This window comes from Corynebacterium sp. HMSC074H12 (genome assembly GCF_001813755.1).
GTDB classification, from domain to species: domain Bacteria; phylum Actinomycetota; class Actinomycetes; order Mycobacteriales; family Mycobacteriaceae; genus Corynebacterium; species Corynebacterium hiratae.
The window spans coordinates 238,923-259,970 of record NZ_KV813944.1; the positions used below are offsets into that span (position 1 = coordinate 238,923).

The window sequence follows — 21,048 nt, forward strand, 5'->3', positions numbered from 1 at the left end:
ACGGCGCAACTTGGGCTTGTGCTCTTGGAGTACGTTCGCTCCCGGTATTGCAAATCACCACGCGTGTTGACGCTCATGGAGAAAAGCCTGGGGGCGATGCTGGGTGGCCGTACAACCTAGGAAGCGGTAGTTCTGGCGGTAGCATTCTCTGCTCTCATTTTCTCTAACTCCTGAGCCACAATCTGCCAAATAGGGTCCATCCTCGCTGCTACCTTGGACTCCATGAGCCTTACCGACTACTCCCAGCTCGCCCCCGGCGTGACCATCTCTTGCCGCGACGAGCACTGGCTGGTCAGCAACGTCGCGCGCACCACCGACGGCTTCCGGATCCGGGCGCGCGGGGTGAGCGACTACGTGCGCGATACCACCGCCATCTTCTTTACTGCGCTCGATGACATCGAGGTCTTCGACCCTGCCAACGTCACCGTTAGCCCGGATGAGTCGCCGCAGTTTCGCCACACCCGCCTGTGGTTGGAGTCGACGCTGCGCCGCACGCCAGTCCCGCTGTACCAAAAGCAGCTGGAGGTCGCCACGCAGATGCTGGCAGACCCGCTGGATTATCAGCTCTCCGCTGTGAAGTCGGCGTTGTCAGATGAGCGCATCCGCCCGCGCGTGCTGCTCGCGGATGCCGTGGGCCTGGGCAAGACGCTGGAGATCGGCATGATCCTGGCGGAGCTTATCCGCCGCGGCAGGGGAGAGCGCATACTCGTCGTCACGCCCAAGCACGTCATGGAGCAGTTCCAGCAGGAGCTGTGGACACGCTTCGCCATCCCGCTGGTGCGCCTGGACAGCCAGGGCATTCAGAAGGTCCGCCAGAAGCTGCCGGCGTCGAAGAACCCCTTTACCTACTTTCCGCGCGTCATCGTGTCGATGGATACGCTCAAGGCGCCGAAGTACCGCGCGCAGCTGGAGAAGGTCCGCTGGGATGCCGTGGTCATCGATGAGATCCACAACGCCACCAACGCCGGCTCCCAAAACAATGAGCTGGCCCGCACGTTGGCACCGACCACCGAGTCCCTTATCTTGGCCTCGGCCACCCCGCACAACGGCCGCGAGGAATCCTTCAAAGAAATCCTGCGCTTGCTCGACCCGCTCTCTGTCCTCCCGGATGGCTCCATCGACATGGAGGCCGCCAAGAAGCTGATTATCCGCCGCCACCGCAACTCGCCGGAGGTAGCCTCCGTGGTGGGGGAGAAGTGGGCCAAGCGCGGCGAGCCCCGCAATATCTTGGTGGATGCCTCCCCGGAGGAAAACGCCGTGGCGCGCGCCATCGCCGAGGACTGGGTCAACACCCCAGCCAGCACGGCGAATGATCGCCTCTTCCCCTGGACCTTGGTCAAGGCTTTCCTATCTTCCCCGGCCGCGTTGGCGGAATCTATTGCCGCGCGCCAGAAGCTCGACAAGCCTAAGGAGCCAGCCAAGCTGGAGCGCCTGGCAGAGCTCAACAGCAAGGTCACGGAGGAAAACTCCAACAAGTTCGCAGCACTCATTGATTACCTCATGGAGATAGGCGTCAAGAAGGGCTCCGAGCGCCGCGTCGTCATCTTCTCGGAGAGGGTGGCGACGTTGCGGTGGTTGCAGGAGAACGTCGCCAAGCATCTCAAGCTCCCGCAGGACGCGGTGAAAGTCATGCACGGCGGCCTGTCAGACTCGGATCAGCTGGCGCTTATCGACGAATTCAAGCGCACCGACACCCCGCTTCGCGTGCTGATTACTGGCGACGTCGCCTCCGAAGGCGTCAACCTGCATGCCCAGTGTCACCACCTGGTGCACTATGACATCCCGTGGTCGCTCATCCGCATCCAGCAGCGCAATGGCCGTATCGACCGCTACGGCCAGGAACACGAGCCGGAGATTACCTCCCTGCTGCTGGACCCGAAGGATGCCGACGTTGCCGATTCTATCGGTGAGCTGCGCGTGCTCACCCGCCTTATTGACCGCGAGTACTCCGCGAACCAGCTCCTCGGTGATGCCGCCCCGCTCATGGGCAAGCACAACCCCAAGGCGGAGGAAGATGAGATTCGCGCGGTGCTCATGCACGAGCGCGACTTCGATGAGGTCGTTGCCTCCCCGGAGGAGATCCTCACCGGCGCGCATGCCAAGCCGGCACCAGACGCGCAACCGGAGGAGGCCGCTCCGGCCACCGGCCTGGGCGATGACATCTGGGCGCTACTCGCCGCCGCTGCTACCAACGGCCCTGACGACGCCGAGAGCGCCGATAACCCCGAGAGCACCAACGACGACGAGAACAGAGAATCCTCAACGCTTGGCGACGCCACCCCCGCGCCGTCACGCCGCACAGCGCGCCACAGCCTCTACCGCGCGGAGAAAGATTACCTCGGTGACGCCTTGGCGGAGGCCTACCAAGACTCCGCGGACAAGCCTTTGAGTGCTGGTGGCGTGGACTTTGCACAGCACGATAATGACATCGTGGAGCTCACCCCTCCGCGCGATCTCTGCCGACGCTTTGATTACCTGCCGCAGGATTATGTGTCCTACCGCAAGGTCACCGAGCGCCTCATGTTGGCCACCTCTGAGCGTCGCGGTAACCAACACCTCAAAGCCGCGCGCGAAGGTGATTCGGAGAAGTCCTGGCCGCGCGCCCACTTCCTCGGACCATTGCACCCGGTCTCCGAGTGGGCCGCGGACCGCGCCCTGACGAACATGGCACAAAGCGAAATCCCCGCCGTACTCGGCGCGGTGGATACGCCCACGCTGCTACTCATGGGAACGCTGACCAACTCCCGCGGCCAAGTGCTTTCTCGCACCTTCCTCACCGCCACGGAAGGCCCCTTCGGCTTCAACGTCCCCGCCGGCATGCAGGCCGTGGACATTGAGGTGCACGAAGACGTCTATGCCTGGCTCAACCGCATCGGGCTTAGTGACAACGCCATCAACCCCGGCGAGTTCGCTGTCCCTGATACCGCAGCACAGCTCATCGCTGCTGCAGTAGAAACCGCCCACAGTCACCTCACGGTGGTCAAGAACACCAACTTGGACCACGCACAGGACCGCATCGCGGGCTGGCAGCAGCGTGCCGATTACTGGCAGGGGGCCAACGACGGCCAGCAGACTCTCAAGATCAAAGACACCAAGCGCCTTATCCACCAGGACGAGGAACTGTTGAAATCCATGGCCCCGGAGCGCTCCCTCGTGCGCCCACTCGCACTCGTCCTCCCAGACACTGACCACTCCAATTCCAACGAAGCAGAGGCACGCTAATGGCAGACTTCGATTCCATCATCAACGTCGAGGAATGGATCTCGGATTACTACCTCACCACCGATGACAAAGGCAGCTCCTTTGGCAAGCGCGTGGAGGAGGCCGTCAAAGAGTGGAAGGCAACGGACAAAGACGCCAAGAGCGCTGGCCATGAGCACACCCAATCCCCGCTGTTGCGCCTGACCTCCCGCAGGGAAGCACTGCACACCAAGCTCTCCGCGCTCTCCATGGAGGCATCCGACGATGCACTGCACGAGGTCTACGACCTCGTCTCCGCGGCCTTCGGCTACCCGCAGCCACAGCGCCTGGAATTCTCCCGCAACGGCCAGCCCCTCACGCTGAACGCCGCCGCGGACAAGAACCACTCCCTGGTCATCCTGCGCGCCGGGCAGATGGACTCCGTGGAGGATCTCACCACCGTGCCGCTTCTCGGAGTCGACCCGGAGCTCGGCCACCAGAACTCCAACGGTGAGGCCAAGGCCCTCGACATTACCGCCGCCAAGCTCGTCGGCGAGCTCTTCCTCACCGAGCAAGCCCCCGACCTCATCCTGGTCCTCGCCGGCCGCTGGGCAGTCCTGGCAGAGCGCGAAACCTGGCCGCTGGGCCGCTACCTCGCCGTGGACCTAGGCCTGGCCGTCGAGCGCAATGACCAGAAAGCCAAAGGCGAGCTTCCCCGAGTTGTGTCCATCCTGGCCGCCGAGCACACCATGTGCGGTGCCGACGGCACCACCTGGTGGCTCGACACCCTCGCCCAAGCCCGCGAACACTCCGTCAAAGTCTCCGAGGAACTGCGCGGAGCCATCAAGGCCTCGATTGAGATCATCGGCAACGACGTCCTGCAGCGCAGAGCGCTGCAGGACACCAACAACGAACAACACATCACCACCGACATCGACGGCAACGAACTGGCCAACCAAGCCCTGCGCTACCTCTATCGCATCCTTTTCCTCCTCTTCGCCGAATCTTCCCCGGAACTACAAATCCTGCCCACCGGGGACAACGACTATGACGAAGGCTATGGCCTGTCCCGCCTGCGTGACCTCATTCTCACCGAGCCCACCACGCACCGCACCCAAAACGGCACGCACCTCTATGAAAGCCTCCAGCTGCTCTTCGAGCGTGTCAACCGCGGCCACGATCCGCACGATGCGAACGCCGAGCTCTTCGACGCCAACGCCACCGAAGACGGCCTGGAATTCCGCAACCTCGACGCGGACCTGTTCAAATCTGAAGCCACCTCCTACATCGATGAAGTCAAGCTCTCCAACCTGGCGCTGCACCGCGTCCTACAGAACCTCCTTCTCACAAAAGAAAAGCGGGGTAGTGACCGCGGCTTCATTTCCTACGCCACCCTGGGCGTGACTGAGCTGGGCCAGGTCTACGAGGGCCTGATGTCCTACACCGGTTTCATCGCCCAAGAAGATCTCGTTGAAGTAGCCAAGCACGGCGATCCTTCCAAGGGCTCCTGGGTGGTTCCCGAACCACAAGCACGCACGCTCCCGCAGGATTCCATCGTCTACGAAGACCGCGAAAGCGAACACGGTGGCGTGGAGCGCGTCCAGCGCACCCACGCTCGCGGCAGCTTTGTCTACCGCCAATCCTCCCGTGACCGTGAGCGCTCCGCCTCCTTCTACTCGCCACCCGTCATCACCGAGTTCACCGTGGGCCAGGCTATCGAAGAGCTCAAAGTAACCGGCCGCATCGACAACGCCGATGACATTCTCACCCTCACCATCTGCGAGCCCGCCATGGGCTCCGGCGCCTTCGCCGTGGAAGCCGTGAACCAGCTCGCAGAGCTCTACCTGAGCAAAAAGCAATCTGAGCTGGGCAAAGAAATCCCCGGTGAGGACCGCACCCAGGAGCTGCAAAAGGTCAAGGCCTCCATCGCCCTGCACCAGGTCTACGGCGTGGACCTCAACAAGACCGCGGTGGAGCTCGCCGAAATCTCCCTGTGGCTCAACACCATGACCAAGGAGCTCAAAGCCCCATGGTTCGGCCTGCACCTGCGCCACGGCAACTCCCTCGTGGGTGCCACCCGTTCGACCTTCAGTGCCAAGGAAGTCTCCTCCACCGCATCGAAAGCGAAGGGCACGCAGAATTACCTCACGCTGACCCCGCAGCACCATCCGCTCAAGGAGTTAGCGGAGGCTATCGACGCCAACGAGACGGATCAGCATCCCACCGGTCGTATCCACCACTTCCTGGTACCCAGCCACGGCTGGGGAAGTGCGGTGGACGCCAAGGACCTCAAGAACCTCGCCGCTGAGGAAATCAAGGCCATGAAGGCCTGGCAAAAGTCCATCTGCAAGCCTCTCAACGTTACGCAGACCAAGCTCGCCAACGCACTGTCCAACCAAGTTGAGCGCCTCTGGGAGCTCTCCCTTATCCGCCTGCGCATCGCCGAGGACCAAATCCGCCGTGACCTGGACTTGTGGGGCCAAGAACCCAACACCGCCAAGCGCACGGACGTGGTTACCCGCGCCCAGGTGGAGGAAGAACTCCTCCACAACAACGAAGGCGCTTACCTTCGCCTGCGCACCGCCATGAATGCGTGGAACGCACTCTGGTACTGGCCGGTCACCGCCACGGACGAGCTTCCCGATATCACCGAGTACCTTGCCACCATGCAGGACCTCCTCGGCATCCCCAACGAGGGTCAGAAGCGTTACCGCAAGGACAACCAGTACGCCTTCGGCTTCGACATGACCTGGGACGAGCTGGACTACGTCGAATCACTCGACCGTTCCACCTCCGGCCGCCTGCGCTACGAGGACGTCCTTGAAGCACACCCCTGGCTGAATACCGCTAACACCATTGCCCAGGAACAAGCCTTCTTTCACTGGGACCTGGACTTCGCCACCGTCATGGCTAAGGGAGGCTTCGACTTCCAGGTGGGCAACCCTCCGTGGGTGCGCCCTGACGTCAACTTCGACGATCTTCTTTCCGAATTCGATCCGTGGTTCAGCCTGGCGAACAAACCAACGCAAACGGAAAAGAAGGCACGCCGGGAAGCGCTTGCCGACGCCCCCGGCATCCTCGAGTCCCTTTCCAAGGGTGCCGGCGAAGCAGTAACGACGGCAGCAGTGCTTCGCGACGTCACCCGCTACCCGCACCTCAAGGACCAGCGCCCGGATCTCTACCGCGGCTTCATGGAACGCACGTGGGCGAACGCCGCCGATAACGGCATCATTTCACTCATCCACCCCGAATCCCACTTCACGGAGAAGAAGGCCGCAGCGCTGAGGGCTGGTGCCTATCGACGTCTTCGCCGTCATTGGCAGTTCATTAATGAGCTTGTACTGTTCGACGTTCATGATCTCGTGAAGTACGGAATTCACGTTTACAGTAGCCGTCAAGAAAAGCCGAGCTTCCTTTCTGCGTCAGCGTTGTATCATCCGCGTACCGTCATTGATTCTTTGGAACATGACGGAAGCGGAAAGCTTCCAGGCTTCAAAGACGACAATGACAAGTGGGACTTGCGTCCACACCGCGACCGCATCATTACGGTCGACGAGGATACCCTCAGGGTATGGAACTCGATCATTGAGGAACCCGGCACTCCGCTGCTTGAGACACGCACCGTCTACTCGGTGAACAGTGAAGCGTCTGCGGTTTTATCCAAAATGGCTGGTTCTGCGCGCGTGAAGACGCTTGGACCACAGTTTTCGCTTGGCTGGGATGAAGGGGCCGCACCCAAAAAAGGATTCATCGAAGTCTCTTGGCAGCACCCAAGTTCTTGGGACGATGTTGTACTACAAGGACCGCACTTTGGGCTTTCGACCCCATTTAACAAACAGCCCAACCCCACAATGAAACATAACCAAGATTGGACTGAAATCGATCTAGAATTCCTGCCAAAAGACTTTATTCCCGCGACTTCGTATTTACCAGATCGAGCCATAGCCACATATGACCGGGACTATGGTCTATGGTCCTTTGAAGGCGAGAATATCCCGGTACGTAATCAGCTCCGCGTGGGGTGGAGAGTTATGGCTGCAACGACTGGGTTTCGGACATGCTATCCAGCCTTAGTACCTGTCGGAGCTACGCACGTTGATAATGTGGCCACGCTGTCTGTTCTTGGTTCAAGCAGGGACACGATTTGGGTTGGTGCCATTCTCAGCAGTCTTCTTACGGATTTCTTTATTCGGTCAACAGGGGTTTCGCATTTGCGTGCGCCAGTAGTTGAGAGTTTGCCGCTAGGGGTAGATGTTTTTAGAGGTGAGCTTGGCGAGAGGTTTCTAGAACTCAACTGTCTGACTGCTGGATATAAGGATCTGTGGGAGTCAGTGTTTGAGAGAACTTGGACAGATAAGTCTCCTTTCCGCAACGCCCGCGATCGCTTCCATGCCCAGAACGAAATCGACGCCATGGTGGCGTTGTCGTTGGGAGTGACGCTGGATGAGTTGCTGATGATTTATCGGACGCAGTTCCCCGTGATGAGGCGCTACGACCAAGAAGATTTGTATGACGCGAATGGTCGCAAGGTTCCCAAGGAGGTCCTGAAGCTGGAGAAGAAGCTCAAGGATGGTCAGCAGCTTTCGGAATCAGACCGCACGTGGACGCATCCGCAGTCGGGAGTGGAGTACGCCTTTGAATATCCGTTTGCGCCGTTGGATCGTGAAGCAGACTTGGCAGCAGCATATGAAAAGTATGCTGCGATGATGGACCAGCAATAGTTCCGGAAGCCAGAAGCGAAGACCGAAAGTATTGAAGTAGCACCTTATGTCGAGTCTTATCCCTACTTACGCCTCCACCCACATTGTTGATGGGTTGTCGGAGTACCTCACCACGACTTTCTCCCTGGCAGAGGACCTGACCTCCCAGCAGCTGCGTGAGTTCCTCAACGACCCGCAGGGCGGCATGTTTTACGGGCCGTATGTGCGCACGCGCTTGCCCTATGCACCGGCGAAGTCGTGGGATGGGATTCTGGGTTGGCTGCCGTCTGGCTTCAAGCCTTACCTCCATCAGGTAGAAGCCTTCGAGCGGTTGTCCTCGTTCGATTATTCGACGGGCTCGAAGCGTCGGCCATCGCCCACGTTGGTGGTGACGGGTACTGGTTCGGGTAAGACGGAGTCCTTTCTCTATCCGATTCTGGATCATTGCCGTCGTTCTAACGGCAGCGGAATTAAGGCGCTGATCCTGTACCCGATGAACGCGCTGGCGTCCGATCAGGAACGTCGTTTGGCCAAGCTGTTGCATGCCGAGGCTGAGCTCGCCGGGGTGACAGCGGGTATCTACACCGGCGAGGTGGTTTCTGGTGGACGCAGGAAGGCATCGAAGGATGGTCTGATTTCTGACCGTTCGGTGCTGCGCGATACGCCGCCGGATATCTTGCTGACGAACTACAAGATGTTGGACCAGTTGCTGCTGCGTGAGCAGGACCGTGAGCTGTGGGAGAAGTCCGCGCGGTCTTTGCAGTACTTGGTTCTGGATGAGTTCCACACTTATGACGCAGCCCAAGGCACGGACGTGGCGATGCTACTTCGCCGCCTGGGTTTGATGCTCAAGAAGTATCAGCCCGAGGGTTTCCTTTCGCCTGAGGATGCCAAGCGTCCTTTGGGCAAGGTAACGCCGGTGGCGACCTCCGCAACGTTGGGGGACAAGAGCACCGAAAGCGCCGAAGGTACCGAAAGCACCGGAGACACCAAAGACTCCGGTACAGATTCGGCGGCACCGCACAGCGATATGTTGTCTTTCGCTTACACGGTCTTTGGCGAGCAGATGCCGCCGGATGCTGTGGTCGGGGAGACGCTCATGACCGTGGAGGAGTGGCAGTCTACGGTTGCACCATTGGTGGCGAAGCTGCGTGCCGTCGTTTCAAACGACGAAGACTCGTCGAACTCCGATTCTGCTGAAGTGCTTCCGCCAGTGACGCCAACGCCTTCGGTTGAGGTGATGCAGAACGTCGTTGATGAGGTGGCGGCTGCGGTTGCTGCTTCAGGTTCTGCTGAAGATTCATCAGATTCATCGTCGTTTGACTCGGCGGTGTTTGAGGCGATGAGCCGGCACGTCTTCGGTTCTTTGCCTGGTTTGAATTCTTCCCCGGACTTGGCTGACTCGGTTCTGGCAATGGCGGGCAATGAGTTGGTGTGCGCGATTCTGCGGGAGGCCGCCACGCCGGTGCCGCTGGAGCACGGTGAAGCTGGGGTCCCGGGGACGGATATCGTGGCGGTGGAACCGCTGGTATCGCGAGTGTTCCCGGCCAACGTGCTGCGCAGTCACCGCGAGTTGGCGGTCGAGTTCTTGTCCCTGACGTTGTCCTTCATTGCGTATGTGCGCGCGGAGCTCGGTGCCGCATTGGGCTGGGATGGAAAGAAGTTCCCTGGTGTGGAGTTGCACCTGTGGGTGCGTGAGATCTCCCGCATCGATAGGGCAGTGGCGTCATCGTCGCGTTCCTCGGTGTTCAGATGGTCCGATGATGGCGGCATGGGCGCGCACACGGTGCAAGCTGCAGGCGATGCGCCCAAAGCGTGGCTGCCGGCGATCTACTGCCGCCACTGCGGGCGTTCCGGATGGATGCTGGCGGAGCAACCCGGCGGTGACACGTATGTCACCGCACCGCAGGAGATTCGCCGCATTGCTATCAGCGCGCCGGAGCGCCAGCGTCCGCTCATTGATGCCACGAGTGAGGTGGCACAGGGCGTTACGCGCGCAGACGGTGAGAGCTCCCGCGTGGCGTGGTTGAACCTGGACCTGCCGGGTCTGACACCACAGGCACCTGATTCGGAGACCATGGAGGAATCCCCAGTGGTGCCGGTGCTGGTCTACTCCGGTGAAGGTGCGGAGGAGCGCGCGAAGGCGCAGCAGTGCCCGTCCTGTGGTGAAGACGACGCGATGCGCTTCTTGGGTTCCTCGGTGGCGACGTTGCTTTCGGTGGCGCTGAGCAACCTCTTCGGCATGGATGATCTGGATTCCGCGGAGAAGAAGACTCTGGTCTTCGCGGACTCTGTGCAGGATGCCGCACACCGCGCGGGCTTCGTGCAAAGCCGTGCGCGCGCTTTCGCGTTGCGCGCGCGTATTTGGCGAGCGGTTCGCTCGTTTGCTGTTTCCTCTGAATCGTCTTCGTCGTCTGAAACGACGGCATCTTCGTCCGCAGGCGTGCCGTTGTCGTCGGTGGCCGCGCGCATGGTGGAGCATGCGCGCGCGGAGTCGGAGCCGGCGGTGCGGGCGAGGGCGCTCTATGAGTTGTTGCCGCCGCAGTTGAAGGAGTCGCCGCGCTACCGGGCGGTGTGGGAGAAGGGCGCTGGTGCTGCGGAGCAGCGGCGTGCGCTGGCGGCATTGCAGTCGCGCTTGGACTTGGACTTAGCGCTGCAGTTCGGTGACCGGGTGGATCTGCCGCGCTCGTTGGTGACGACGGGGACGCTGTCGGTGTCGGTGGGTGTTGATGATGCGGTGCTGCTGTCGGCGGCGCGTGCGGTGGCGGGAACGCTGGCCACGGATGCGGAGCTGCTGGCTTGGGCGCGCGGTGTGGTGGAGTACATGCGCATTGCCGGTGGCATTGCCCACCCGTGGCTCAAGGAATACCTGCGTCAGGATTGCAATCCGTGGTTGCTTAACCGCCGTCAGGCGCGTGCCAAGGGAATACCTGCGTTCGTGCGCGGTGGCGCGCCGAAGTTCCCGCGTGCGGGGGCGGCGCTCAAGGGGGCGTTGGGCAAGCGCGATAATAACGCGACGATGCCGTTGGACTCCCAGAAGGGCTGGTACGCGCGGTGGACGAAGGCGGCGCTGGGTGCTTCGACAAGCAGCGCGTTTGATGCAGCCAACCAGGTGGCGGAGTTGTTCAAGCAGCTCGAGTTTGAGGAAGTAGTGTTCTCCGTACCGACGGCCACGGGTGGGCGCGTGTATGCGCTGGACCCGGAGAGCATCATTGTACGCGAAGAAGCCGAGCCGGGGCTGTTGGAGTGCCCGGTGTGCCACCTGCGCGTGGGCGTGGATGCTGCGGCGCGTGAGGCGATGTCTTCGGTGGCGTGCTTTACGTTGTCCTGTACCGGGCACTTCGTGCCGGTGGGTGTGGAGGATAACTACTACCAGCAGCTTTACCGCACTACGAATACCCGCACCGTGGTGGCAGAAGAACACACGGGACTGGTGCCCACGCCACGGCGCAAGGAACTGGAGGATGAGTTCAAGCGGCCCTTTGCGGAGCAGTCCGCCTCGGCGCCGAACGTGCTCGTGGCCACGCCGACGTTGGAGATGGGTATCGACATCGGTGACCTCTCCACGGTGATGCTGTCTTCTATGCCGCACACGGTGGCTAGTTACGTGCAGCGCGTGGGACGCGCCGGGCGTTTGACGGGTAACTCGCTCATCGTGGCGCTGGTACGCGGTCGCGGGCGTGCCCTGACTACGTTGGAGCATCCGTTGGAAACCATCGCTGGTTCAGTGACAGCACCTGCGGCGTATCTGTCCGCGCGCGATATCATGCACCGCCAGTTCGTGGCCTACCTGCTAGATAGCACTGACGTGGCGAGCTCAGTGGAGCAGCTACGCAGCGCACGCGATGTGTTTACACATGCCAGCTACTCCGTGGTGGATGCGCTGGTTGAGCTCTCGCCCGCGGTGGTGTTGGAGGCCTATGAGCGTTTTGCTTCTACGGTGGCGCAGCATGCTTCGGCGGAGGTGTTGGAAGAGCTGCGCGGTTGGTGCCTGCCGGGTGAGGCTGGTGCTTCGTCCGGCATGGTGGTGGACTTGCAGTCTGCACGTGAGCGCTGGGGTGCAACACAGAAGCTGCTGTTGTCCCGCCGAGAAGTGCTGAGCAAGCGCGTGACGGAGTTGAAGGCACGCGTGGAGGCCTCCGCGGTGGAGGATGAGGAGCTGAAGAACCAGTATGACGCCACGGTGGCTTCCCAGAGGTTTGTGCGCAAGCAGCTGGAGGACCACGCTGATGAGTACTGGATCAGCGCTTTGGAGCGCTTTGGGCTGCTACCGAACTTCACGTTGTTGGATGATGCCGTGGAGTTCAATCTGGCTGTCTCCTCTTTCAATGAGGAGGTGCAGAAGTTTGAGACGGAGACCTATAGCTACAGCCGTGGTGTCTCTTCCGCGCTGACGGAGCTGGCGCCCGGAAACACCTTCTACGTGCAGGGCGTGGGCGCGAAGGTGGACTCGGTGGAGTTGGGCGAGCACCACTCGGCACTCACTCAGTGGCGTCTGTGCCCGGAGTGCTCCTACTCGGAGGCCACAGGTGCGGTGCTCTCCAGCGATGAAGAGGTGGCCGTGGCCGCTCCGCGCGTCGGTGCCTGCCCGGAGTGTGGGTCCAAGGGCTTTGCGGATAGGAATCAGCTCATTGATGTGGTGGAGATGACCAAGGTCTATGCCACAGTGGACGCGGCACGCTCCGCCATCAATGACATCACCGATGACCGCACCTCACTGCGCTTTCAAACGCAGCTTAGTTTTGATGTGCCCGAGGGCGGGCGCGGCAAGGCCTGGTATCTGTCTGACTCCGGCTTCGGTATGGAGTACCTCTCGCACGTGGAGATGCGCTGGCTGAACCTGGGCCGTATGGGCGGCGGCAGCCCGCGTACTTTTGCGGCAGTAGAGCGCGAAGCGCCGCTGTTCCGCGTGTGCGAGCGCTGCGGGCACTTGGATTCCGATGTGGGCGCGAACCGCTGGCAGGACCATGCGCCGTGGTGCGAGTATCGCAACGCAGCTGAGGAGCACTCCATTAGTTTTGCTTTGGGACGCAGCCTGGGTACGCAGGCGGTACTGGTGCATCTGCCAGCGCTACTGGGCATGGTGGAGTCCACCACGCTGCCCTCGCTGGTGGCGGCATTGAAGCTCGGCTTCAAGGAGTACCTGGGCGGTAACCCGAATCACTTGGACGTGGAGCCGGTGCGCGTGGATTCCGATGGTAGCCCGGTAGATATGCTGCTTATCCATGACACCGTGCCGGGTGGTACCGGCTACCTGGCTCAGTTCACGGAACCGGCGCATGTGCGCCAGATGCTGCTCGTGGCTTACCGGCGCTTGGCCTCTTGCCACTGTGCTGAAGAGGTGCGGCAATGCTGCCCGTCCTGCCTGCTGCCTTTTGCACGCAGTAGCCAGATTCCGCAGACCTCCCGTGAGGCCGCGGTGGTGGCGCTGCGCAAGATTCTGGCCGATGACCTCCATGTCTCCACCGATGCGGATCCCGCCGCCTTCACCTGGGAAGGCCACCTGACGGAAGAGCGCCCGGAGCGTAGCGAGCAGTCCAAGCTGGAGCAGCGCTTTGTGGAGCAGCTGCGCGCGGACTTGAAGGAATGCGGTGCCACGGTGGTGGAATCCATGAAGGGCAACCACGCGCAGTGGGACATCAGCTTTGAAGGCTCGCTCCATGACTGGGTCATGGAGGAGCAGAAGCAGATTGGCGGCACCATCCCGGACTTCGTCTTTTCCACGCGCGATAACGCTATCCGTGACGTCGCCGTTTACCTTGATGGCGCGGCCTTTCACGCCAGTGCGGTGTACAACCGCGTCAAGGATGACTTTGATAAGCGCAATGGGCTCTACGAGTTGGGTTACTTGCCGTGGTCGCTGACGTGGCAGGACATCGATGCCCGGCAATCTGCGGTACGCAACGAACCGATGGAGCCGCCGGTGTGGGTGAAGCCGGACCTACGACCACCTATGGCAAAGAAGTACAACGCATCCCAAGACCTGTTGAATCGCGTGGACATGGATCCGTTGGGGCTGCTGCTTGCCCTCTTGTTGGAGCCAGTCAACGATTGGGCCACGTTGAGCAAGACTGCGCTGCTCGAGGCATCCTTTGGCGGTACGCAGGTCCCGGATGGATTTGAGAAGAACTACCTGGGAACCGTTACCGCGGGTGTGGGTGATGCCCACCGTCGCGTGCGGTTCGATGCCAGCAACGTCTCCGAGGACTTGGAAGCCTGGCGGCTGTTCTTGGGCTTGAGCAACATGGCCTACCTGGACCCTGACCTCGCACAGGTCGAGGTGAAGGAGTCCGTGGTGGAAGACGTGGTGGCGCGTGGCGTGCCGTCGGTTGTCCCGCAGCCGGTCGATGAAGCAGCTGAGCCTGCGCTGCGGGCTGTGGATGAGGCTGCGGATTCTGCAGCGGAATCTGCGGTAACGCCTGGCTGGGTCGAGGCACTGGATGCCTTCGCCGACGAGCCGGAGGTGCACGCAGCGCTGCGGGCGATGGCGGCAGCAAGCCTGCCCGAGCCGGATGCTGATTCCATCGGTGGTGAGGTCTCCGGTATCCCGGTGGTGGTGCAGTGGCCGCAGCAGAAGGTTTTGTTGCTCTTTGCTGAGGATGTTGAAGACTTGCGCGAAAACTTCGAGGCTGAGGGCTATGCAGTCTTCGGCGCTGACTTCGAATCTGTTCCTGATCCTTTGACCGCGGCGCTGAGCGCCTCCTGATCCGCTGACTTTAAAAGAGAGGAAAGCAATGGCAACGAGCCTGTCCTTCTACCGCCGCATTGAGGACCGCTACAACCTGGGGAACCAGATCTTTGAGTTCTGCAACAAGTTGGTCGAGGATCCCACTAACCCTTCGCTGCACGTGGAGCCCATTAAGGATGCGGTGGATAAACGTGTGCGGACCGCGCGGGTTAACCGCAAGTACCGCGCGGTGCTCTTTGAGCTGCACGATGGCAACGACACCATGTTCGTGCTCATTGACATCCTCAACCACGATGATGCTTATGCGCTCGCCACGTCGAAGACGCTGGTGGTCAATGAGGTCTCCGGAGTGCCGGCGCTCGTGGATGCCACCGCGCCGGGAGCTTCGGCGGCGATGTCGCAGGCGGAGATTGAATCACGTGCCAAGCGCTTGGCAGCCGAGCAACTCGCTGCCGAGGCAGCAGCTGCAGAGGCAGATTCTGCAGCGGGCTCTGCAGCAGAGTCTTCGGCTGCGGCGGCGGGGGATGCTTCGGCTTCTTCGGAAGCGGAGCCGTCGGCTGAGTCTTCGGCGGATACCACTGATGACGGTGAGGGCCTGCGGCCGTGGGATGTGGTGGGCGCCGCCAAGCATGAGCTCACCGATGACCTGGGCTTGTCACCGCAGACGGTAGCGGTGCTGGAACAGGCCGCCACAGTTGATGAGGCCTTGGAGAAGTCGGAGAGCGCGCCGGATTGGGAACATCATGCGGTGGTTGGCCTGCTGTCAGGGATGAGCATTGCTGAGGTGCGCGAGGAACTGGGCTTGGACCTGGTGGAGCCCGCGGCGGTGGCTGATGCGAGTTCCGACAAGGCACTGGTGGAAGGTATCAAGTCCCCGGCTGCCCGGATGGACTTTGCCATCGACCCAGGCGAAGAAGAGCTGGCAGCGATCCTCAAGGGCTCTTTTGCCGAGTGGCGCGTCTTCCTCCACCCGAGCCAGCGCCGGGCGGTGGAAGCGGAGCACACGGGCTCCGCGCGCATCACTGGTGGTGCTGGTACCGGCAAGACCGTAGTGGTGGTGCACCGCACGAAGCACCTGCTGCAGAAGAACCCGAAGGCGCGCGTCTTTTTGACCACGTACACGCGTGAGCTGGCCAATGCGCTGAAGACACAAATGAACGAGCTGTACCCGGTTTTCCCGGAGGCCTCCGTGCATGGCGCGCCGGGGCTGTGGATTAGTGGCGTTGATGCGCTCGTCTTCGACGTGCTGGCGAACGCACAAGCAACGGAGCGTGCCGCCGCGATGGCCGCGGTGCTCAACATCGATGGGGACTTTGTGCCCCGCGGCCTGGATGGCGTAGAGGAAAAGCGGCAGTGGCAGGAGGCCGCGGAGCTGAAAGGCAGCTCCCTGCCGCGGGAGAAATCCCACCCGACGTTCTTGGCGCAGGAGTATTCGGCGGTGATTCTCACACAGGGGATTACCGATGAGAAGACCTATCTCCGAGCGCGGCGTACCGGACGTGGCACGCCGCTGACTCGTGCTGAGCGCAAGGCGGTGTGGGCGATTGTGGAATACTTCCACGCGGCGTGCGCGTCCATTGGGAAGCTGACCTATGCGGCCGCAGCGGTGCTGGCCGCGCACATCGTGGAGCACCGCACCGGCACGGAGGGCATGTTTGATCACGTGCTTATCGACGAAGCCCAGGACTTCCACGCCGGCCACTGGAAATTCCTGCGGGCGGTGGCCAAACGTGGGCCGAATGACATCTTTATTGCGGAGGATGCACACCAGCGCATTTATGGCCAGCGTTTGGTGCTGCGTGACTACGGGATTGAAACACGCGGGCGTGCCACGAGGAAGCTGCGGGTGAACTACCGAACGACCCGGCAGAACCTGGGCTATGCCACGGCGATTTTGGAGGGGACCGAGTGGATTGACTCGGAAGAGGATATCGACGATCTACACGGCTACCGTTCGGTGCGCCAGGGGCCGGCGCCGGTGGTGCTGAGCTCTGCCAGCAAGGCGGAGGAAGCCGAGGCTTTGGCCGCGCATATCCGGGACTGGACCTCCGGGGAGGAAGACGTCTCCATTGGTGTGCTGACCCGCACCAATCCCCGTAAGGATGAGATTGCCACGCAGCTCGGTGAGTTGGGCGTGGCCGTGAGTACTGGGCGGCGCACCTCCCGGGAGCGCCCGGTGGCGGTGATGACGATGCACAACGCCAAGGGCCTGGAGTTCACACACGTCATCTTGCTGGATGTAAGCCGCGAGGCGCTGCCGCAGCGCTACCTCATGAAGGGGCTTGCACCGGCCGAGGCCGACGAGGCGCTGCAGCGCGAGCGGGCGTTGCTTTACGTGGCGGCCTCCCGCGCCCGCGATGTGCTCGTGGTGAGCGTGGTGGGCGAGGCTTCGGAGTTGTTGCCGGGGTAGATTAGTCGGCGTTTTGCTCCGCTTCTTTTCGCTAGAAGGAACTGCATCACAATCCTAGGAGACGTATGATGTCTTATGACTCCAATACGAAGGCGAATGGGAAGGTTCCTAAACATGACTGCAAATACACAGCTCTTGCGCGGCGTGGTGCCACCGCTGCTGACCCCGTTCAATGAGGACTACTCTGTCGACACCGATACCCTCAAGCGCCAGGCTGAACGCCTTATTAAGGCTGGCGTTCATGGCCTGTTCGTTCTCGGCTCTTCAGGTGAGGTAGCTTTCCTCACCCGAGAGCAGCGCAAGGAAGTCATCGCAACGGTGGTGGAACAGGCTCAAGGGCGCGTTCCGGTCATTGCCGGCGTGATTGACATGACGGCTCCGCGAGTAATCGAGCACATTGAAGATGCCGTCGCGCTCGAGGTGCAAGGGCTAGTTGCCACTGCGCCTTTTTATGTTCGTACTCACGATGTAGAAATTGCTGAGCACTTCCGACTTCTTCATGAAGCCGCGCCAGAGACCCCTATCTACGCGTATAACATTCCGGTCAGCGTTCACTCGGTGCTGGATATCGCTACTCTTATTTCCCTCGCCAAGGAAGGCGTGATTGCCGGCGTTAAGGATTCCGGCGGCAATGATGGATACACGCGTGCTCTGATTAGCGCCCGCAACAAGGCTGGGGTGAAAGACTTTGTGGTCTTGACTGGCTCGGAAACTACGGTCGACTTTGCTTACCTGGCAGGTGCCGATGGTGTGGTACCAGGCCTGGGCAACGTGGACCCGGTGTCCTACGTGAAGCTACACGAGCTCCTGGTTGACGGGGCGTACGCCGAGGCTGCGGAATTGCAGTCTAAGATTTGTGACCTTTTCACCATCGTTGGTGTTGGTGATGGCACGCGCATGGGCGGAAGCTCGCAGGGCCTCGGCAGTTTCAAGGCAGCGCTGCATCACTTGGGTGTCTTCCCGTCGGGGCTGATGTCCCGTCCGCATGTCGCTCTGAATGATGAGGAGCTGGCCAAGATTCATGAGATCGTCGATGCCGCTCAGGTGATCGAGCCTTAATTCCGCTGAATTACGACGAAACGAGTGAAGAGTGACTAGTACGCTTGCGCTTGATGTCGGTGCAACAAAGATTGGTTGGGGCTTCGTGGCTGATGAAGACCCAACGCAGGCAGTTGCGCTGGGAAAGATCCCTACCCAGCCGGCCGGGGCTTCGCCACAGGAGCAGATTAAGAAAGCCATTCAGCTGGCGTTGGAGGAATCGGGTAGTACTCCGGCGCGAATCGGCATTGGTTCGCCAGGAGTGATTCAGGCACCTGAGGGACTCGTCACCTACAACGGGGACACCATTAAGAACTGGGCTGGTACCAATCTTCGTGAGGTCGCGAAAGAGGTTGTTGACCTCCCGTGTGCCGTTCACAATGATGTGCGAGTCTGGGCGTACGGAGAGCTGATGCTCGGAGCCGCGAGGGAGTTCCAGTCCGGCAGAGTCCTGTACCTTTCGTTGGGAACTGGTGTCGGTGGTGCGGTAAGCGATAACGGGAGTCTGCTCAGCGGACCTACCGGATCGGCCGGAGAGTTTTCGGAGCTCTTGTGCGCTGATTTCCGGGGCTTTGCGGACCGCGCCGAAAACATTATGAGCGGCAATAGCTTGGCTGCGTATTATGAAGAATTTTCTACGAACCCGGCGAGCGAGCGGGTGCAGTGGAAGCAGCGAGATCAGTTAGCGCTTCCCCTCGAAAAGGTCGTAGAAAGAATGAACCAGGGAGACGAACTCGCTTCCCGGATTATTCGAGGGAATTCCTATGGCCTTGGCCGAGCTGTGGCGGGTCTTGTTTCAGGGCTCGATCTCGATGCCGTTGTCTTGGGCGGCGGTGTGTGCCAGATTGGGGCCGCTGTAGAAGAACCATTCCGTCAGGCCATAGAGGATTTCGCATTGAAGCCGAATCGCTCCGTTGCAATTCGGGTTACTGAATCCCCGGCGACAGCCCCGTTAGTGGGCGCAGCGGCTTTTGCTCGAGACAACGCTTTTTAGCACCGTTTAACCGCGATATATCCAGAGGAAGGTTCAAGCATATGTTTAGGTTTAAGGGCAGTGAACTGGCTGACCGCCGAGAAGAAGTTCACGACATGATTCGAAACTCGGTGATTGTCTCGGTGCAAGCGCCGGATGGTCACCCAATGCGCGATACCCACACCTTGACGCATGTCGCCCGTGCGTGTGTTGAGGGCGGAAGCCGCGCAATCCGGTGTGGCGGGTATGGCGGCATCGAGGATGTCGAGGCAATCGCAGCCGCAGTAGATGTACCAGTTTTCGGCCTAACAAAGGAGGGGAGTGAGGGGGTTTATATCACCCCTACTGTTGAGTCCGTGCGCCGATTGGCTGAGGCAGGGGCCGCTGTTATCTGTGCGGATGCTACGGATCGCCCTCGGCCCGATGGATCGAGCTTCTCCGATCTTGTCGCCGAGTGCCACCGACTTAATGTTCTGTCGATGGCTGACTGTTCTACCCCGGAAGAAATGCAGCGGGCGCACCAAGCGGGGGCGGATATCATCTCAACGACGCTGGCCGGCTACACAGAGTTCCGGAGCAAGACCGAAGGCCCAGATCTTGAATGCTTGGCAGAGGGGCGACGGCTCTGCGGTGAGGATGCCTTTGTAATCGGCGAAGGAAGGTTTGCCTCGCGCGATGATGTGGCTGCAGGAAAGCGCGCCGGCGCCGACGCAATCATCATTGGCACTGCCATTACAGACCCTGCGTGGATTACGCGGAGCTTTAATAGCTGACACGGACTGTCACAGCGAAGTCAGCAGGGGCTCGTAATGCCTGATTACAGACTCTTGGTACTTCTTCAGATCTTTATTCTGTAGGGCATCGACGATGTCTTGGTGCGCGCGAACCGTTCTGCTGAAGTCCTGTGGTTCTTCTATTTTGCGAAGTGGAATGACGTTCATGTGCACTTGCCAGAAGGCATCATTGAGCTCACGGATAATCGGGTTATCTATTTCGGAAAGCAGAACCTGATGAAACTCCCGATCCTCCTCGGCAAAGTTGAGACCTTGCTCCCGCTTGGCTGACATTTTTTCAACGATGGCGCTCAACTGATCTAGCTTGGAGGGATCGGGTTTGGTAGTGATTTCTTGCCCGATAGCAAGATCAATTGCCTGCCGAATCTCCACCACATTGCGAAGCGTTTCAAGGTTGTCGTCAGCGTCGAGAGTCGCGCGAAAAATGAGGCCTTGAACTAGGGCTTTGAGTGACGTGCCGGAGACAAACGTTCCGGTTCCGTGCCTGACTTCGACGATATCTAACGTCGTTAGGATTCTGATGGCTTCTCGGACAGAGGAGCGGGAGAAACCGAGTTCCGCACAGAGCTCTGATTCGGTTGGCAAAGTGTCCCCAGGCTTGAGTGCGTTGTCCTGGATGAATTTCTTGATGCCCTCTACAGCCTGCTGTGTGGTTGAGGCAGGGCGATGTGCGGCTTCGCTGAATCCCCATGTTCCGGTGTGCACTGGTTAATCCCTCTTTTCTTTCCGATCCATCTTAAGCCTCCCACGTTGGCGGGGTTCTCAAAGGATGAGCGCTGCTGGGGGAGGAGCACTTCGCTCTGATGATCAGGGGTAGACGGCTTTATCTTAAATCCCCTCACACATCAGACGTCTGATGTATTGTATCTTTCAACATGCTTTGTTGCACAGACGAATTGGAGAGTGATTTAGCTCTCTGCACTGAAAGCCCTGAAGGGAAGGTCACATGCAATCGTTCGGAACACTCAACTGGATAGTTCTGATCCTCTATCTCCTGGGAATGCTTCTTGTCGGCGCTTATTTTGCGCGCAGGGCCGGCAGTGATCAGGACGAATTCTTCAAAGCGGGTGGCAGGATTCCTGGCTGGGCGGCAGGATTCTCAATCTATGCCACGACGCTGTCTGCCATCACGTTTATGTCCACTCCGGAAAAGGCATATCTGACTGACTGGGCCTACTCGGCTGGTAACCTCGCTATTTTTGCCATTGTTCCAATTTTGATTGGTTACTATGTGTTGCGACCGGCTATTTGGTAGCAGTGTCGTG

General features: G+C 60.3%; 9 protein-coding genes. 8 read left to right on the forward strand and 1 reads right to left on the reverse strand.

Translation table 11 applies throughout. The annotated features are described in order from the left end of the window. Window positions 1–222 precede the first annotated feature (222 nt). From HMPREF2932_RS12010 to HMPREF2932_RS12040, 7 genes are all read left to right on the forward strand, one after another. Complete coding sequence (locus tag HMPREF2932_RS12010; protein WP_071410230.1) at window positions 223–3,222, forward strand: DEAD/DEAH box helicase; 3,000 nt, start codon at window positions 223–225, stop codon at window positions 3,220–3,222. Further along, window positions 3,222–7,901: an Eco57I restriction-modification methylase domain-containing protein gene (locus HMPREF2932_RS12015; RefSeq protein WP_071410231.1), complete on the forward strand. Its 4,680-nt coding sequence runs from the start codon at window positions 3,222–3,224 to the stop codon at window positions 7,899–7,901. The genes HMPREF2932_RS12010 and HMPREF2932_RS12015 overlap by 1 nt, the downstream gene beginning before the upstream one ends. Before the next feature lie 46 nt (window positions 7,902–7,947). Next, window positions 7,948–14,586 (forward strand): DEAD/DEAH box helicase, encoded by a 6,639-nt coding sequence (locus HMPREF2932_RS12020; protein WP_071410232.1) that lies wholly within the window; start codon window positions 7,948–7,950, stop codon window positions 14,584–14,586. Between the two features lie 28 nt (window positions 14,587–14,614). Further along, on the forward strand, window positions 14,615–16,978 hold the full coding sequence (locus tag HMPREF2932_RS12025; protein WP_071410233.1) for a 3'-5' exonuclease: 2,364 nt from the start codon (window positions 14,615–14,617) through the stop codon (window positions 16,976–16,978). Window positions 16,979–17,092: 114 nt separating this feature from the next. Continuing rightward, entirely contained in the window at window positions 17,093–18,037 is a 945-nt protein-coding gene (locus tag HMPREF2932_RS12030; protein ID WP_071410234.1) for a dihydrodipicolinate synthase family protein, read from the forward strand. Window positions 18,038–18,068: 31 nt separating this feature from the next. Further along, the gene (locus HMPREF2932_RS12035) at window positions 18,069–19,010 is read left to right on the forward strand and encodes an ROK family protein (RefSeq protein WP_071410235.1); all 942 of its coding nucleotides are present in this window, start codon (window positions 18,069–18,071) and stop codon (window positions 19,008–19,010) included. A 41-nt stretch (window positions 19,011–19,051) separates the two neighbouring features. Continuing rightward, window positions 19,052–19,762, forward strand: coding sequence for an N-acetylmannosamine-6-phosphate 2-epimerase (locus tag HMPREF2932_RS12040; RefSeq protein WP_049155931.1), 711 nt, complete (start codon window positions 19,052–19,054; stop codon window positions 19,760–19,762). A gap of 9 nt (window positions 19,763–19,771) precedes the next feature. Here HMPREF2932_RS12040 and HMPREF2932_RS12045 read toward each other — a convergent pair whose 3' ends face one another. After that, window positions 19,772–20,488, reverse strand: coding sequence for a FadR/GntR family transcriptional regulator (locus tag HMPREF2932_RS12045; protein WP_071410236.1), 717 nt, complete (start codon window positions 20,486–20,488; stop codon window positions 19,772–19,774). 241 nt (window positions 20,489–20,729) lie between these two features. Between HMPREF2932_RS12045 and HMPREF2932_RS12050 the strand changes: the two genes are divergently transcribed. Then, complete coding sequence (locus HMPREF2932_RS12050; RefSeq protein ID WP_071410237.1) at window positions 20,730–21,038, forward strand: hypothetical protein; 309 nt, start codon at window positions 20,730–20,732, stop codon at window positions 21,036–21,038. Window positions 21,039–21,048: the final 10 nt, after the last annotated feature.

Excerpts from the sequence above, each read along its gene's own strand:
- HMPREF2932_RS12010 (WP_071410230.1), top strand. The coding sequence starts at position 223 with ATGAGCCTTACCGACTACTCCCAGCTCGCCCCCGGCGTGACCATCTCT.
- HMPREF2932_RS12015 (WP_071410231.1), top strand. The coding sequence starts at position 3,222 with ATGGCAGACTTCGATTCCATCATCAACGTCGAGGAATGGATCTCGGAT.
- HMPREF2932_RS12020 (WP_071410232.1), top strand. The coding sequence starts at position 7,948 with ATGTCGAGTCTTATCCCTACTTACGCCTCCACCCACATTGTTGATGGG.
- HMPREF2932_RS12025 (WP_071410233.1), top strand. The coding sequence starts at position 14,615 with ATGGCAACGAGCCTGTCCTTCTACCGCCGCATTGAGGACCGCTACAAC.
- HMPREF2932_RS12030 (WP_071410234.1), top strand. The coding sequence starts at position 17,093 with ATGACTGCAAATACACAGCTCTTGCGCGGCGTGGTGCCACCGCTGCTG.
- HMPREF2932_RS12040 (WP_049155931.1), top strand. The coding sequence starts at position 19,052 with ATGTTTAGGTTTAAGGGCAGTGAACTGGCTGACCGCCGAGAAGAAGTT.
- HMPREF2932_RS12050 (WP_071410237.1), top strand. The coding sequence starts at position 20,730 with ATGCAATCGTTCGGAACACTCAACTGGATAGTTCTGATCCTCTATCTC.